This is a genomic window from Prochlorococcus marinus (assembly GCF_001180245.1).
Lineage (GTDB): Bacteria > Cyanobacteriota > Cyanobacteriia > PCC-6307 > Cyanobiaceae > Prochlorococcus_A > Prochlorococcus_A marinus_F.
This window is the reverse complement of the sequence record NZ_CVSV01000061.1, coordinates 1-14,083: the sequence shown is the minus strand read 5'-3', so window position 1 is coordinate 14,083 and position 14,083 is coordinate 1. Positions and strand designations below refer to the sequence as shown.

Genomic DNA, 14,083 nt, shown 5'->3' with positions numbered 1-14,083 from the left:
AAGTTTAAGTATTAAGATTTAACCTTTATTCAATGCCCTTTGCAAATAATCAAAGAATTACACGTAGACGTAGTTCAGCTGGTCCTACACCTCCAAAAAGACCAATAGGTAATAATTCCGAATCAAGTGGCAGACAGGCTCAAGGCCCAAGGCCAACTTTCTTGACACTAAGAGATCATGGGAAAGTTTTTGTCGCTGATTTACCTAATTTGTCCGATGGTCAATTAGCGCATATTAGTAAAGAAGCTAATGAAGTTTTAAATAGTTTGGAAAAAAGACTTATTGATCTTGAAAATGAGCCTAATGTTAGTAATCCGGAAAACGATACGCTGATAAAAGCTTCTACCAAAAGAGATGTCACACTTAGGTTTATTAAATCAATAGAAGAAGAACAAGAACATAGAAAGAATAATCCTGCTTTACGAGATGCTGCATCTGAATCGTTACCTAGAACTTTTCTAGAGGTTGCAAGACATAGATTGCCTGGAGCAACTTTTGATTCACTACTTAGAGAGGCTCTTGAAGCTTGTGCAGTTGATGAAAGTGCTGAAGAAAATCAAGTTATTGAAGAGCCTAAAGAAACTGTAAAAATTATGGATATCCCTTCTTCTAACACTAATGCTTCACTTGTTGTTAGTATCGATTCAAGTGATGATTCCAAGAATGGCTCTATTTGATTCAACACAAGAGTTAATAAGTATTAAAGGCCAAAATAATTCAAAAATTAACCTTACTTCAGAGAAAGATCCCATTTTATGTAATCACTGCAAAAGGACTGCATCAAATGGTATTAGATGTTTAGGAATGTGTGTAGCAGATAATGATTACTAGAATAAATCAAATTCTTATATAAATAATCTGATGAAAATAATTAATAAATTAACTAAATTTTATTTATTAATAAATATCAGGTATTATTAAAAAAATAAAGAAAAGATTATTTTTCTGTATATCAATAAGTAATTGAAAGTTTATACCCTTTATTTGAAATTGAAGTTCTTAGAAAATTTTATAATTAAATGCGTAAAAAAATTAAATAAGGCGGCACCCAGATTCGAACTGGGGATAAAGGATTTGCAATCCTCTGCCTTACCACTTGGCCATGCCGCCGAAAAAGATTCGATTGAGTCTTTTTATGATCTTAACAGTAAGGTGTCTCATTCTCTATTATTTATATGCAATGGTCATGGAGAAGATGTAATCGCATCGGAGATAATAAAAAGATTACTAAAAAAAATAAAAAATAAAAATATTGAAGTTTTGCCCTTAGTAGGAAATGGAGATGTATTTAATTCCATAAAATCAAAGAATTTTAGTAAAGTAGGATATTTAAAAGAGCTGCCTAGTGGAGGTTTTAGCAATCAAAGTCTGAAGGGATTTGTGCTTGATTTGTTTGCGGGATTTTTAATCGATAATTTAAGAAATTTTCTAATTGTAAAACAGAAGTCAAAACATAACTGCAAAATTATCGCAGTAGGCGATTTCTTGCCATTACTCTACGCTTGGAGTTCAGAATGCGACTTTAGTTTCATTGGAACCCCCAAAAGTGATCATACTTGGAGTAGTGGGCCAGGATGGGATTTAAGCGATTTTTATCATAAGTTGAAAGGTTCTGAATGGGATCCATGGGAAATGTTTTTAATGAAATCTCCAAGATGTAAAAATTTAATTATGAGAGATAAAATTACAGCTAATAATTTGTATAAAAAAACTATTGATGCAAAATACTTTGGTAATCCAATGATGGATTTTGTCAATGTAACAAACGATAAGATATCAAATATTATTTCTTTTAAAAGGATTATTTTATTAGTTGGAAGTAGATACCCTGAAGCTCTTAAAAATCTTGATAATTTTCTAAATTGTTTGCAAGATTTTGATTTGTCAAAGGATTTATTAATACTTTTGCCTTTGAGCATTAATGCGAATGTGATTCAAATTCAAAATTATTTAAATAAATATGGTTTTATAAGACAGAGTAAAGTTAAATTTCTTATTGATGAAGATTCAGTATGGAAAAAGAAGGATCAATATGTAGTGATTGGAAAAGGTAAATTCAATTCATGGGCCAATATGGCAGAAGTTGGTTTGTCTAATGCAGGAACTGCTACAGAGCAAATTGCTGGCCTTGGAATTCCATCTCTTTCTCTACCGGGAAATGGACCACAATTTACAAAATCATTTGCAAAAAGGCAATCAAGATTATTGGGAGGTAGTGTTTTAGTTTGCAAGAACAAAAAAATTCTTTTAAAACGTTTAAGTTTACTTTTGAAAGAAAAAGTTGATAGGTTAGAACAAGCAAAAATTGGAAAAAAAAGAATGGGAGAATCCGGAGCAAGTAAGAAAATCGTAGATGCCATAAACCTTCATTTGTTATCTTAGTAAATGGCACTAGCTTATTAATTATTAATTCTTTTATGTATCCAATAAATGATCGGCGATATCTAAAAATTTGTGCAGAGATTGCAAAACTTATGAGTATAAGCTTATCTTCTGCTAAAAAGAAAGTAGAAATTCAAATTGCAAAAGAAGGCTCGAAAACTATACAAGAAAAAATACAAGTTGCTCAAAATGTTTTAAAAATTTGTGAAAAAAATGATGGAGATAAATTAAGTTCTTCAAGAATACTTGATAAGCTTATGGAAACTCTTGATGGTGAAGATAATTTTTTAACTGAAGATTGATTCTTAATGTTCAAATATATTTGAGAATTTTAGTATGTCTAAATCAGCATGTACAGAAACTGTTTTGAAACATTTTTGAGCTAATTCATATCTATTTTCTCTTTCTAAGATAACTTTTAATTTATGCATAGCTTCAATTAAATATCTAACATCATTTGCTGCATAATCTAATTGATTTTTTGTTAAATCTTCGTAGCTACCCCAATCACTACTTTGCGAGCTTTTGTCCAGTTCTACACCTAACAATTCATAAATTAAATCCTTTAAACCGTGTTTATTTGTATAAGTTCTTGCCAACTTACTAGCAATTTTTGTACAAAAAATATTTTTTGTATTAATTTCAAGATTGCATTTTAGAGCTGCTACATCAAATCTTGCGTAGTGAAATATTTTAGTAATTTTTTCATCTTCAAGAAGTTTTTTTAAATGAGGTGCAGAAGATGTATTAAGTTCGATTTTTATACACGATGTTCTTTTAAATTCATTGCATATTTGTACTAAACAGAGTCTATCTCTCCCATGAATTAAACCCATTGCTTCAGTGTCAATAGCTAGGTAGGATGATTTTTTATAAAGATTGTATAAATCTACTGTTAAATCGTTATAAAGAAGATCAATCTTTTTATTTTCTATAGTCATGTTTAATTAAGTATTTAAAGACATTTAAGGTTTAGAATATTACTTAAGATTTTATTTAATTAAGGATTTTTATCTAATAAATATATTTTACAGAATAATTCTAAAAAATTATAATATGATGTAACTTTAATTTTTATTCTCAAGTTACTAGAAAAAATTATTTAATGTCATATTCCTTAAATTCAACATTATTGCTGACAATTCTCTTGGCCATAGGATTATTTTTTTTCCTTAGGGCTTCCAGTAAAGATAGAACAACCATCGTTGAGATTTCATCTTCTCAGCAGCCAATTAAGGTTTTAAATGGTTTATGTGAATGGCTTAATTTGAGGGGATGGAAGCAAACAGGAGGAGATTTTGAACAAAGAATTTTAATATTCAAGGGCCAAGTTGTTTCTAGTAAATTCTTAGCAATTTTTTTAGGTTTTCTTGGCGGTTTTGGTTCATGTGCTTTGGGATTAGTAATTATTCAAATATATCCTGAATTAGGTTGGTGGCCTATTCTTTTGGGATTAATTGGTGGACCTTTGTCTGGGATTGTTTATTTAAAAAAATCAGCAAGAGAGGAGAAATTTGAATTAAGGTTGATCAATAAAAATGAAAATGATTCAACTTTTATGAGACTTAGAGCTCATAGGGATGAATTAATCTCTTTAGAAAATGAACTCGGAGAAAAACTTCAATTAAAAAGTGACGGTTCTTTATTTAAAACACCTATTTAAGATACTTTAAAAGTTTATTCGATAATTTTTAATCAAAAATATTATTTTCTATACAGAATTTCTCTAACTCTTTATCGTTTAACCAATCTTGGGGTTTTGTAAAAATTGATGTAAGAAATTCCTCTCGAGAATTTTTTCTAGCTTTATATCCATATTCCCATCTAGCTAAAGGCGGTAAGGACATTAATATAGATTCAGTTCTGCCATTTGTTTGTAGTCCGAAAATTGTCCCTCTATCCCAAACTAAATTAAATTCGACATATCTACCTCTTCGATATAGCTGGAATTCTCTTTCATTCGATGAATATGCTTGAGAAGCTCTTTTTTCAATAATGGGCAAATATGAAGGGAGGAATGCCTGTCCACAGTTTTCCGCTAAAGAAAATAAATCATCCCAATTTAAATTAGATCTGCCAATATTTTGTGAAGCTTTTGATGCTTCTCCATTTTGATTATTTCCTCTATAAATATTGCCTGAACCATCTTGATAATCATAAAAAATACCTCCTATTCCTCTAGATTCATTTCTATGCTTCAAGAAGAAATATTCATCACACCATGGTTTGAAAACTTTATGCAAATCTTGATCAACTTTCTCACAAGCTTTTTTATGTTCATTATGAAAATTCCTTACATCAGAAAGATAAGGATAAAAAGGGGTTAAATCTGCACCTCCTCCAAACCACCAAACAGGACCAGCTTCGAAATATCGATAATTCAGGTGAACTGTAGGAATATAGGGATTCTTAGGATGCAAAACCATAGAGGTTCCCGTAGCAAACCATTCATGACCTTTTGCTTCGGGCCTTTGAGAGATTATAGATTGAGGTAATTCCTTTCCCTGTACTTCCGAAAAATTAACGCCTGCTTGCTCAAAAATAGAACCATTTTTCAATACTCTTGATCTACCACCGCCACCTTCGTTTCTTATCCAGGATTCCTCTGTAAATTTCCCTTTACAATCTACATTTTCAAGTCCTGAACAAATTTTGTCTTGTAGAGTTAATAAGAGATTTTTAGTTTTTTCTCTCGAGTTTTTAGGAGGTTCTATCAACATGTATTTAGTAAATCTTGAAGAAAAAAATTTTTTTGGTTAATTATCAGTTTCTCTTTATAATTTCTCTTAGGGGGTCCTTATTGCCTATTATTTGATAGTTCGACATAGTTCTTAATCTTTTAAACAGTCGACTACCTTGTCAAAATATTTAAAAATTTAATGACCACAATAGAAGATGCGAATTTTGCTTTACAAAAAGTTCTAGATGCTGGATCACAGAAAAATGTAATTGAATTAGCTTGGATTAAAAATGTAAGAGTAACTATACCCAGAGTAATCTTAACATTATCCTTACCATCGTTTGCAAATTCTCAGAGAGATAGAATTGTACAAGAGGTTAGAGGAGTACTACTGGATTTTGAAGATATTGATGATGTTCAAATAGAAGTAGATAATAATCCTTCCAAAACAGAATCTCAAGATCAAAGTAATGCTCCTGAGTTGCAGAAGATTAATGGGATTCGAAATATCATAGCTGTTAGCAGTGGTAAAGGTGGGGTTGGAAAAAGTACCATTGCGGTTAATCTCGCTTGTTCTCTAGCTAAATTAGGCTTAAAAACTGGTTTGCTGGATGCCGATATATATGGACCTAATACTCCCTCAATGATGGGAGTTGCCGAACAGAATCCAAAGGTTACTGAAGGAAGTGGCAGTAATCAAAGGTTAATACCAATAAATAAATATGGAATTTCATTGGTATCAATGGGTTTCCTTATAGAAGAAGGCCAGCCAGTTATATGGAGAGGACCAATGCTTAATAGTATTATCAGACAGTTTTTATACCAAGTTGAATGGAATAATCTTGATTTTTTGGTTATTGATTTGCCTCCAGGAACAGGAGACGCTCAAATATCCCTTTCTCAATCTGTTCCTATTTCTGGAGCTATTGTTGTCACTACTCCTCAACAAGTATCTTTGCAAGATGCAAGGAGGGGATTAGCAATGTTTAAACAACTCGGAGTACCTTTGCTGGGAATTGTAGAAAATATGTCAGTATTTATTCCGCCAGATATGCCAGGTAAAAAATATGAAATCTTTGGTAAAGGTGGTGGACAAACATTAGCTAACGAAAATGACTTACCATTATTAGCTCAAATTCCTATTGAAATCCCTCTCGTTGATGATAGTAACAAAGGTGTACCAATCTCAATAAGTCAGCCCAATAAAGAAAGCTCTGTCGTATTTGCTAATTTAGCTCAATTAATTAAGAAACAATTTGTTAATACTTATTGATGTTTAAGAGAATTTCTTTATTAAATAACAGAGGATTTTTACAAAAAAAAGACAACTTTAATAGAGGTTTTTTATTTTCTCCGCTACTTATTATTCCCCTGTTTTTAGTTATTATTTCGGGTTTTTTGATAAAAAGTATTCAGGGTGATTTTTTAGTATCGAACTATCTAGGTCATATCGTTACTGGTTTTTTAGGTTATTTCTTAGCATTTTTTATTTCTTATATACCGTTAGAGAGAATTAGAAAGTATGTGGTTCCATTTTATTTTTGTACTCTAATATCCTTATTACTTATTTATTTTTTTGGTATTTCAGTTTCCGGAGCTCAAAGATGGCTAAACCTGGGTATCTTTTCTTTTCAGCCTTCAGAGGTAGCTAAACTTAGTACTGTATTAACTCTTGCTTTAGTACTCGACAAAAAAATAATCCTAACAATAAAACAATTAGTATTGCCCTTATTATTAGTAGTTATTCCTTGGTTATTAATTTTCTTTCAACCGGACTTAGGCACCTCTTTAGTTTTAATTGTTTTGACAAGTGTGATGCTCTATTGGTCTCAAATGCCTATAGAGTGGATTTTGATATTAGTGTTTTGTATTATCACATCAATATTATATCTAACCTTGCCAACGCTTCTTATTTTCTGGATTCCAGTTATAGGATATCTTGCTTATAGATCTTCTAAAAAAAAAATTATTTCTTCTGCTCTCGCCATTTCGTTCCATTTATTAGTGGCAAAATTTACACCAATTTTGTGGCAATATGGCTTAAAAGAATATCAAAAAGATAGATTAGTTTTATTTTTAGATCCAAGTAGAGATCCATTAGGTGGCGGATATCATTTGATGCAGAGTAAAATTGCAATTGGTTCTGGAGGATTATTTGGTACTGGTTTACTACAAGGTAAGCTGACTAATTTGCAATTTATACCTGAACAACATACTGATTTTATATTCAGTGCTTTAGGGGAAGAATTAGGTTTTGTGGGGTGCGTTATAGTTTTATTTTTGTTCTTTATTTTCATAAAAAAACTTATTAATACTGCAACAATTGCTAGGACTAACTTTGAATCTCTAATTGTTATTGGAATAGCCTCAACTTTTTTATTTCAAATAATTATTAACTTATTTATGACTATTGGATTAGGACCAGTTACTGGGATTCCCCTTCCTTTTATGAGCTATGGTCGAACGTCATTGGTGACTAATTTTATATCTATTGGATTTGTTTTATCCATATTGAAACGTTCTAGATCACTAAGAAGTTGATGAAATCACAAATAACTATAAAAAAAATTCAAGAGCTTTTGATTAAAGGAGTTAAAACCATAAACGTGGATGATGATACATCCAGAAGAATGTGGTGGGCTTCTTTAGAAGTTATTCAAAAAGATTTCCTTTCTCAGAATTACAAACAGGGGGGGATCTGGGTTGCCTCGCCTTTGCCGGCTTTTAATGATAAAAAATTTTTAAATCAACTTCATGGATGGCTTTGGTCTCCTGAGGGGTTTTCATACTTTCAAAATGAGAATGCAGGTTTTTTACCAGTCAATAATTCAGAAAAGATAAAAAAAGATTTTGATTTAGTTAGTAATTATAAAGTCTTGAATCTTTCTCAAGAAGATGGCTATGAACCTTTTTTAATGATAATCACTCCAAATTTTCAATGCGTATTATCAATTGTAGGAGAAAAAGATAAGAAAATTTTATTAATGAAGTGTGATGAAGAAAGCCTTAAACTCTCAATTGAATTAATGCATGCAAAATTAAATCAAGAAAACTATGAGGAGGGAGTAAAATTTCGAAATGCAATTAATAATTTAGGTAATCTTAATATTAATAATCAATTTGAAAAATTATTTTGGCCAATATTATCGGCAAAATTAGCAAATATTACGCAGAACCATAATATACAGAATTCTTTGAAAAATGATGAAAAAAATGTGCAAATAACTGAAGCAAAATTATTACGCGCAATTTCACATGAAGTAAGAACTCCTTTGGCAACAATAAGAACTTTAATAAGTTCTACTTTAAAAAAATATAAAATGGATGAATCAATGAGAAATCGTTTGATTCAAATAGATAATGAATGTAATGAACAAATTGATAGGTTTGGTTTAATATTTAATGCAGCAGAATTAGTTGGTAATGAAGTACCATCATTGAATAACTTGGCAAAGATTAATTTAGCCGAAATTTTTAAAAAGCTTACTCCTTTATGGAATAAGCAATTAAGTCGACGTGGGATTACTTTAAAGATTGATATCCCCAATCAACTTCCGCAAATTTTGAGTGATTCTGAAAAATTGGAATTAATGTTAAGTGGACTAATTAATAAAAATACTAGAGGATTAAAAGAAGGTAGTACATTAATTTTAGAATTGAGACCAGCTGGTCAAAAACTTAAACTTCAATTAAAAGTACAAAAATTAGAAAGTAATCAAAAAGAAATTCTAAAAAAAGATAACGGTTCTGATATTGGTCCTGTTTTAAATTGGAACCCTCAAACAGGTAGTCTACAACTTAGTCAAAATGCTACTCAGAAGTTGTTAGCTAGCTTAGGAGGGCATGTCACTCAAAGGCGTGATACAGGTTTAACAGTATTTTTTCCGATTTCCGATTCAAAATAAAATGAGAAACAAGTTTTCCATATATTAAATAATGTAGAAAATTTCTTGTAAATTTATAATTTTGCAAAATATGAATGCTAGTTTCTTAAAAGAAATAACTCAAAATCAAGGATGACTGAAACTTTAGTTGGTCAATTTCCAAAGCATATAGGAAGTACCGGGGGTTTATTAAACTCAGCAGAAACCGAAGAAAAATATGCAATTGTATGGAAAAGTTCTAAGGAACAAGCATTTGAATTGCCCACCGGTGGAGCGGCTATTATGCATGAAGGTGATAATCTAATGTACTTTGCAAGAAAAGAACAATGCCTTGCATTAGGGACACAATTAAGAGCCTTCAAACCAAGAATTGAAGATTTTAAAATCTATCGAATTTTCCCAGGTGGCGATGTTGAATTTTTACACCCTAAAGATGGTGTTTTCCCTGAAAAAGTCAATGAAGGAAGAGAGAAAGTTGGTCATAATCCAAGAAGAATAGGTGAGAATCCTAATCCAGCTGGTTTGAAATTTACTACTAAGAATACTTTTGATTAACTTCCTTAAAGTTGATTTAAAAGAAGAAAATAATTATAATTTGGGTTGACATTATAGATATGATCAGCTCACAAAAAGATAGTTTTTTAAAGTCTTACAAAGAAGGTAAAAATTTTATACCTATCATCCAAACTTGGCCAGCAGATTTAGAGACTCCATTGTCGACTTGGTTAAAGTTATCCTCAAATGATTCCCATGGTGTGTTTCTTGAATCTGTTGAAGGTGGGGAAAGTTTAGGTAGGTGGAGTATTGTTGCTGTTCAACCTCTTTGGGAAGCCGTTTGTTATGGAGAAGAAATAGTTAAAACTTGGAATAATGGCAAAACTGAAACACAGAAAGGTGATCCTTTTGAAATTTTAAGAAGTTGGACAAAAGAATATAAGTCAACCATGCTTGATGATGACTTACCATCAATTGGACAGTTATATGGCTCTTGGGGTTATGAATTAATAAATCGAATAGAACCAAGCGTTCCAATTAATGAAATATCAGAAAACGATATCCCTTATGGTTCTTGGATGTTCTTTGATCAGTTAGTTGTTTTTGACCAAATAAAAAGATGTATTACTGCAGTTGTTTATGCAGATACAACTTCTGCAAAAGATTCCTCGATTGAAGAGTTGTATCAAAACTCAATTTCTAAAATTCAGAAAACTAGAAATTTAATGAGGGTTTCTCTAAAAGAAAATGAGTTTTTAGATTGGAATGAAAATGAGAATTTAAATTTAGATCTAGAAAGTAATTGGAAGAAAAAAGATTTTGAGGATGCAGTTCTCTCTGCAAAAGAATATATCAGAATGGGAGATATCTTCCAAATAGTTATAAGTCAGAGATTCCAAACTCAAGTTAATAATGATCCCTTCAATTTATATAGAAGTTTGAGGATGGTTAATCCATCTCCATACATGTCATTTTTTGATTTTGGCTCATGGTATCTGATAGGTTCAAGTCCTGAAGTAATGGTCAAAGCTAAAAAAAATAAAAATAGTCAGATTGTTGCAAGTTTAAGACCTATTGCTGGTACAAGACCTAGAGGTATTGATAATCAACAAGACTTGGAATTAGAAAAGGATTTATTAAAAGATCCAAAAGAGATAGCTGAGCATGTAATGCTAATTGATCTTGGGAGAAATGATCTTGGAAGAGTTTGTGAAATTGGTACTGTGAAAGTGAAGGATTTAATGGTTATTGAGAAATACTCACATGTTATGCATATAGTAAGTGAAGTTGAGGGAATCTTAAAAAATAATGCCGATGTATGGGACTTACTAAAAGCATCTTTTCCGGCTGGGACGGTGACCGGTGCGCCAAAAATAAGAGCTATGCAATTAATTAAGCACTTTGAAAAAGATGCTAGAGGACCTTATGCTGGTGTTTACGGATCTATTGATATTAATGGAGCATTAAATACGGCAATTACAATAAGAACTATGATAGTTAAACCCTCTGGTGACGGTAAATATGATGTCTCGGTGCAAGCAGGAGCTGGAATAGTTGCTGATTCTTTTCCTGAGAATGAATATCAAGAGACGATAAATAAAGCAAAGGGGATACTAAAAGCACTAGCCTGTTTGGATAAATAAATGATTCAAAATAATCTTTATAAGGGTTTTGAGGTGGAACTTTTCACAGGTTCTTTAAATTCTCATGTTGGTGTTTCAGCTGATATTGAGAAAAAATTTTCTGATTTTGTAAAAGAGCCAGATAACAGAAATGTTGAATACATAACAACACCTGAAAAAGACTACAAGTATTTATTTGAGAAATTAATTACTCCAAGAAAAAAGTTAAGGAAGTGGCTAGATACTAAAAATTTAACAATCATTCCTTCATCTACTCTTTGTTTTAAACACGATATTACATTTCAAAGATCTGATGCTGATAACGTCTATCACCAATTTATTCAAGATAATTATGGAATATCTATTGCAACTTCAAGTGTCCATATAAACATAGGAATAGATGATTTAGATAAACTTTTTACAGCTATAAGACTTATAAGATCTGAGGCTGCTCTATATCTATCATTAAGTGCTAGTTCACCTTTTTTGAATAATAAAATTACGAATAATCACTCTCAGAGATGGATCCAGTTTCCTAAAACACCTAGTAGGGTACCTTTTTTTGTAAATCATAATTCTTATATCGACTGGATAGAGGAAAATATATCTAATAAAAAAATGCAAAATATTAGGCATTTTTGGTCTTCAATCCGACCAAATGGACCCCAAAGACCTTTAATTCTTGATCGTTTGGAATTGAGAATTTGTGATTTTGTTCACGATATTAATCTACTTTTGGGGATAACGGCCATGATAGAACTAAGGATTTTAAATCTTTTTGAAAATATACATACCTTAGATCCTATGAATGCTAGTATTTTTTCTATGGACGAGTTGTCAGAAATATGTGATCAAAATGAAATTAATGCTGCTAAAGATAGCCTGAATTCAGAGTTAATTCACTGGCAAGATGGCAAAAAAGTTATTTGTAGAGAATGGATTCAAAACTTATTATCAGATTTGTCCTCCACAGCAGAAGATTTTGGTATGAAACATCTTTTAGATCCTATCTATAAAGTGCTTGAAGAAGGCAATCAATCTATGAAATGGATAAATCAATATGAAAAAGGTCTTTCCATTGAGCAGATAATGAAAATTTCTATCGAAGATATGATTAGGAGTGAAGCCAAGAATGTTTGATTATTTAAATAAACTTTGATCTGAATATTTTTACTTGTGACATAATGACTATATGGAATCTATTCGACAGATAAAAAATAATAATGTGGATTTGATAAGTAACATTGATCCACTTGATAAAAATCGTCTTCTTATCGAAGATCTCTGGGAATCTGTGCTCAGAGAAGAATGCCCAAATGATCAAGCAGAGAGATTGATACAACTTAAAGAATTAAGTTATTCAAAACAAATTGATGGAGATAGTTCAAAAACTTTTAAAAATGAAATAGTTGATATTGTAAATTCTATGGATTTAGCAGAATCCATAGCAGCAGCAAGAGCGTTTTCATTGTATTTTCAACTCGTGAATATTTTGGAACAAAGAGTTGAGGAAGATAGATATATTCAAAGCTTCACCAATAAGGATGTTCAAAAATCGCCCGACAATCTTGATCCTTTTGCTCCAGCATTGGCTAGACAAAATGCTCCAGTAACTTTTAGAGAATTATTTTACAGGCTGAGGAAATTAAATGTACCACCAGGAAAATTAGAGGAGTTATTGCAGGAAATGGATATTCGTTTAGTTTTTACTGCACATCCGACCGAGATCGTAAGACATACGATTCGACATAAGCAAACAAGAGTAGCAAATTTATTAAAAAAAATACAGATTGAGCAATTTCTAACAAAAGAAGAAAAAAATTCTCTAAAAAACCAATTAAAAGAGGAAGTAAGACTTTGGTGGAGAACAGATGAATTGCATCAATTTAAACCTTCAGTTTTAGATGAAGTTGATTATGCCTTGCATTATTTTCAGCAAGTTTTATTTAATGCGATGCCTCAATTGAGGGGCAGGATCTCTGAAGCACTTACCGAAAATTATCCAGATGTTCAGTTGCCCTCAGAATCTTTTTGTAACTTCGGTTCATGGGTAGGATCTGATAGGGATGGTAATCCATCGGTCACTCCGGAGATAACATGGAGAACTGCATGCTACCAAAGGCAGTTGATGTTGGAAAGATACATTATTGCGACGTCTAATCTTAGAGATCAATTAAGTGTGTCAATGCAATGGAGTCAAGTCAGTTCTTCCCTATTAGAGTCACTCGAAACTGACAGGGTTAAGTTCCCTGAAATATATGAAGCTAGAGCTACAAGGTATAGATCAGAACCCTACAGATTAAAATTAAGTTATATTTTAGAAAAACTAAGGTTAACACAAGAAAGAAATAATTTATTAGCTGATAGTGGGTGGAAATTTGACTTGGAGGGAGAAACTGATAACAAGAATCTAGATAAAGTTGAAAACTTATATTACAAGTCAGTAAACGAATTTACTTATGATCTCGAACTAATTAAAAATAGCTTGATTAGTACAGATTTAACTTGTGAGTCCGTAAACACTTTACTTACTCAGGTTCATATTTTTGGATTTTCTTTAGCAAGCTTAGATATTCGTCAAGAGAGTACAAGGCATAGTGACGCTATACAAGAGCTTACAAGTTATCTTGATTTATCTGTTCAATATGACCAAATGTCTGAGGAAGAGAAAATTAAATGGCTTATAGAAGAATTAAATACAAAAAGGCCTTTAATTCCATCTGATGTTAGCTGGACAAAAACTACAGAAGAAACTTTTTCAGTTTTTAAAATGGTTAAGAGACTACAGCAAGAATTTGGAAGTCGCATTTGTCATTCTTATGTAATTTCAATGAGTCATAGTGCATCTGATTTGCTTGAAGTTCTCTTACTGGCCAAAGAAATGGGACTTCTTGATCAAAATTCACAAAAGTCAAAATTATTAGTTGTTCCTCTTTTTGAAACTGTGGAAGACCTTAAAAGAGGTTGAACAGCAACAATACTCCACCTACCTAAACTTTCCCCACCTTCAACAGATTCAA

Annotated in this window: 13 protein-coding genes, 1 tRNA gene and 1 pseudogene; 12 read left to right on the top strand and 3 right to left on the bottom strand. The window is 31.5% G+C overall.

What is annotated here, in order from left to right; translation table 11 throughout:
* The first annotated feature begins 32 nt into the window (after positions 1-32).
* On the top strand, positions 33-677 hold the full coding sequence (locus tag AMO19_RS02030) for a histidine phosphotransferase (RefSeq protein WP_075507136.1): 645 nt from the start codon (positions 33-35) through the stop codon (positions 675-677).
* Positions 664-831, top strand: a complete 168-nt coding sequence (locus AMO19_RS08430; protein ID WP_179850478.1) for a hypothetical protein — start codon at positions 664-666, stop codon at positions 829-831. Before AMO19_RS02030 ends, AMO19_RS08430 begins: the two co-directional genes overlap by 14 nt.
* 208 nt (positions 832-1,039) lie before the next feature.
* On the opposite strand, the gene AMO19_RS02025 is transcribed toward AMO19_RS08430, so the two are convergent.
* A tRNA-Cys gene (locus AMO19_RS02025) sits at positions 1,040-1,110 on the bottom strand.
* A gap of 42 nt (positions 1,111-1,152) precedes the next feature.
* Here AMO19_RS02025 and AMO19_RS02020 point away from each other — a divergent pair.
* Positions 1,153-2,382 carry a lipid-A-disaccharide synthase-related protein gene (locus tag AMO19_RS02020; RefSeq protein WP_257008931.1) on the top strand — a complete coding sequence of 410 codons (1,230 nt, stop codon included), beginning with the start codon at positions 1,153-1,155 and terminating at the stop codon, positions 2,380-2,382.
* A 35-nt stretch (positions 2,383-2,417) separates the two neighbouring features.
* Entirely contained in the window at positions 2,418-2,684 is a 267-nt protein-coding gene (locus tag AMO19_RS02015) for a hypothetical protein (RefSeq protein WP_075507134.1), read from the top strand.
* Between the two features lie 3 nt (positions 2,685-2,687).
* Here the strand turns inward: AMO19_RS02015 and AMO19_RS02010 are convergent, their stop codons facing one another.
* Positions 2,688-3,323, bottom strand: a complete 636-nt coding sequence (locus tag AMO19_RS02010; RefSeq protein ID WP_075507133.1) for a ribonuclease D — start codon at positions 3,321-3,323, stop codon at positions 2,688-2,690.
* Between the two features lie 164 nt (positions 3,324-3,487).
* Here AMO19_RS02010 and AMO19_RS02005 point away from each other — a divergent pair, with 164 nt between their 5' ends.
* On the top strand, positions 3,488-4,045 hold the full coding sequence (locus AMO19_RS02005; RefSeq protein WP_075507132.1) for a cofactor assembly of complex C subunit B: 558 nt from the start codon (positions 3,488-3,490) through the stop codon (positions 4,043-4,045).
* A 28-nt stretch (positions 4,046-4,073) separates the two neighbouring features.
* On the opposite strand, the gene hemF is transcribed toward AMO19_RS02005, so the two are convergent.
* On the bottom strand, positions 4,074-5,102 hold the full coding sequence (gene hemF, locus AMO19_RS02000; RefSeq protein WP_075507131.1) for an oxygen-dependent coproporphyrinogen oxidase: 1,029 nt from the start codon (positions 5,100-5,102) through the stop codon (positions 4,074-4,076).
* 159 nt (positions 5,103-5,261) lie between these two features.
* Here hemF and AMO19_RS01995 point away from each other — a divergent pair, with 159 nt between their 5' ends.
* From AMO19_RS01995 to AMO19_RS01965, 7 genes and pseudogenes are all read left to right on the top strand, one after another.
* The gene (locus tag AMO19_RS01995) at positions 5,262-6,335 is read left to right on the top strand and encodes an Mrp/NBP35 family ATP-binding protein (protein ID WP_075507130.1); all 1,074 of its coding nucleotides are present in this window, start codon (positions 5,262-5,264) and stop codon (positions 6,333-6,335) included.
* On the top strand, positions 6,335-7,603 hold the full coding sequence (gene rodA / locus AMO19_RS01990) for a rod shape-determining protein RodA (protein ID WP_075507129.1): 1,269 nt from the start codon (positions 6,335-6,337) through the stop codon (positions 7,601-7,603). Before AMO19_RS01995 ends, rodA begins: the two co-directional genes overlap by 1 nt.
* Positions 7,603-8,967 carry a sensor histidine kinase gene (locus AMO19_RS01985; RefSeq protein WP_075507128.1) on the top strand — a complete coding sequence of 455 codons (1,365 nt, stop codon included), beginning with the start codon at positions 7,603-7,605 and terminating at the stop codon, positions 8,965-8,967. The genes rodA and AMO19_RS01985 overlap by 1 nt, the downstream gene beginning before the upstream one ends.
* A gap of 111 nt (positions 8,968-9,078) precedes the next feature.
* A complete protein-coding gene (locus tag AMO19_RS01980; protein WP_075449843.1) occupies positions 9,079-9,501 on the top strand; it encodes a photosystem I reaction center subunit II PsaD in 423 nt (140 codons plus the stop codon).
* A 59-nt stretch (positions 9,502-9,560) separates the two neighbouring features.
* Entirely contained in the window at positions 9,561-11,084 is a 1,524-nt protein-coding gene (locus AMO19_RS01975; RefSeq protein WP_075507127.1) for an anthranilate synthase component I family protein, read from the top strand.
* Positions 11,085-12,203 carry a glutamate--cysteine ligase gene (gene gshA / locus AMO19_RS01970; protein WP_075507126.1) on the top strand — a complete coding sequence of 373 codons (1,119 nt, stop codon included), beginning with the start codon at positions 11,085-11,087 and terminating at the stop codon, positions 12,201-12,203.
* A 52-nt stretch (positions 12,204-12,255) separates the two neighbouring features.
* A pseudogene (locus AMO19_RS01965) lies at positions 12,256-14,025 on the top strand (phosphoenolpyruvate carboxylase); the annotation flags it as partial.
* Positions 14,026-14,083 lie beyond the last annotated feature (58 nt).

Bases quoted from the DNA above. Each gene is read 5' to 3' on its own strand.
- gshA (WP_075507126.1), top strand. From the start codon at position 11,085: ATGATTCAAAATAATCTTTATAAGGGTTTTGAGGTGGAACTTTTCACA.
- AMO19_RS01975 (WP_075507127.1), top strand. From the start codon at position 9,561: ATGATCAGCTCACAAAAAGATAGTTTTTTAAAGTCTTACAAAGAAGGT.
- AMO19_RS02010 (WP_075507133.1), bottom strand. From the start codon at position 3,323: ATGACTATAGAAAATAAAAAGATTGATCTTCTTTATAACGATTTAACA.
- AMO19_RS02030 (WP_075507136.1), top strand. From the start codon at position 33: ATGCCCTTTGCAAATAATCAAAGAATTACACGTAGACGTAGTTCAGCT.
- AMO19_RS01980 (WP_075449843.1), top strand. From the start codon at position 9,079: ATGACTGAAACTTTAGTTGGTCAATTTCCAAAGCATATAGGAAGTACC.
- AMO19_RS08430 (WP_179850478.1), top strand. From the start codon at position 664: ATGGCTCTATTTGATTCAACACAAGAGTTAATAAGTATTAAAGGCCAA.
- AMO19_RS02005 (WP_075507132.1), top strand. From the start codon at position 3,488: ATGTCATATTCCTTAAATTCAACATTATTGCTGACAATTCTCTTGGCC.
- AMO19_RS01985 (WP_075507128.1), top strand. From the start codon at position 7,603: ATGAAATCACAAATAACTATAAAAAAAATTCAAGAGCTTTTGATTAAA.
- rodA (WP_075507129.1), top strand. From the start codon at position 6,335: ATGTTTAAGAGAATTTCTTTATTAAATAACAGAGGATTTTTACAAAAA.
- AMO19_RS02015 (WP_075507134.1), top strand. From the start codon at position 2,418: ATGTATCCAATAAATGATCGGCGATATCTAAAAATTTGTGCAGAGATT.
- hemF (WP_075507131.1), bottom strand. From the start codon at position 5,102: ATGTTGATAGAACCTCCTAAAAACTCGAGAGAAAAAACTAAAAATCTC.
- AMO19_RS01995 (WP_075507130.1), top strand. From the start codon at position 5,262: ATGACCACAATAGAAGATGCGAATTTTGCTTTACAAAAAGTTCTAGAT.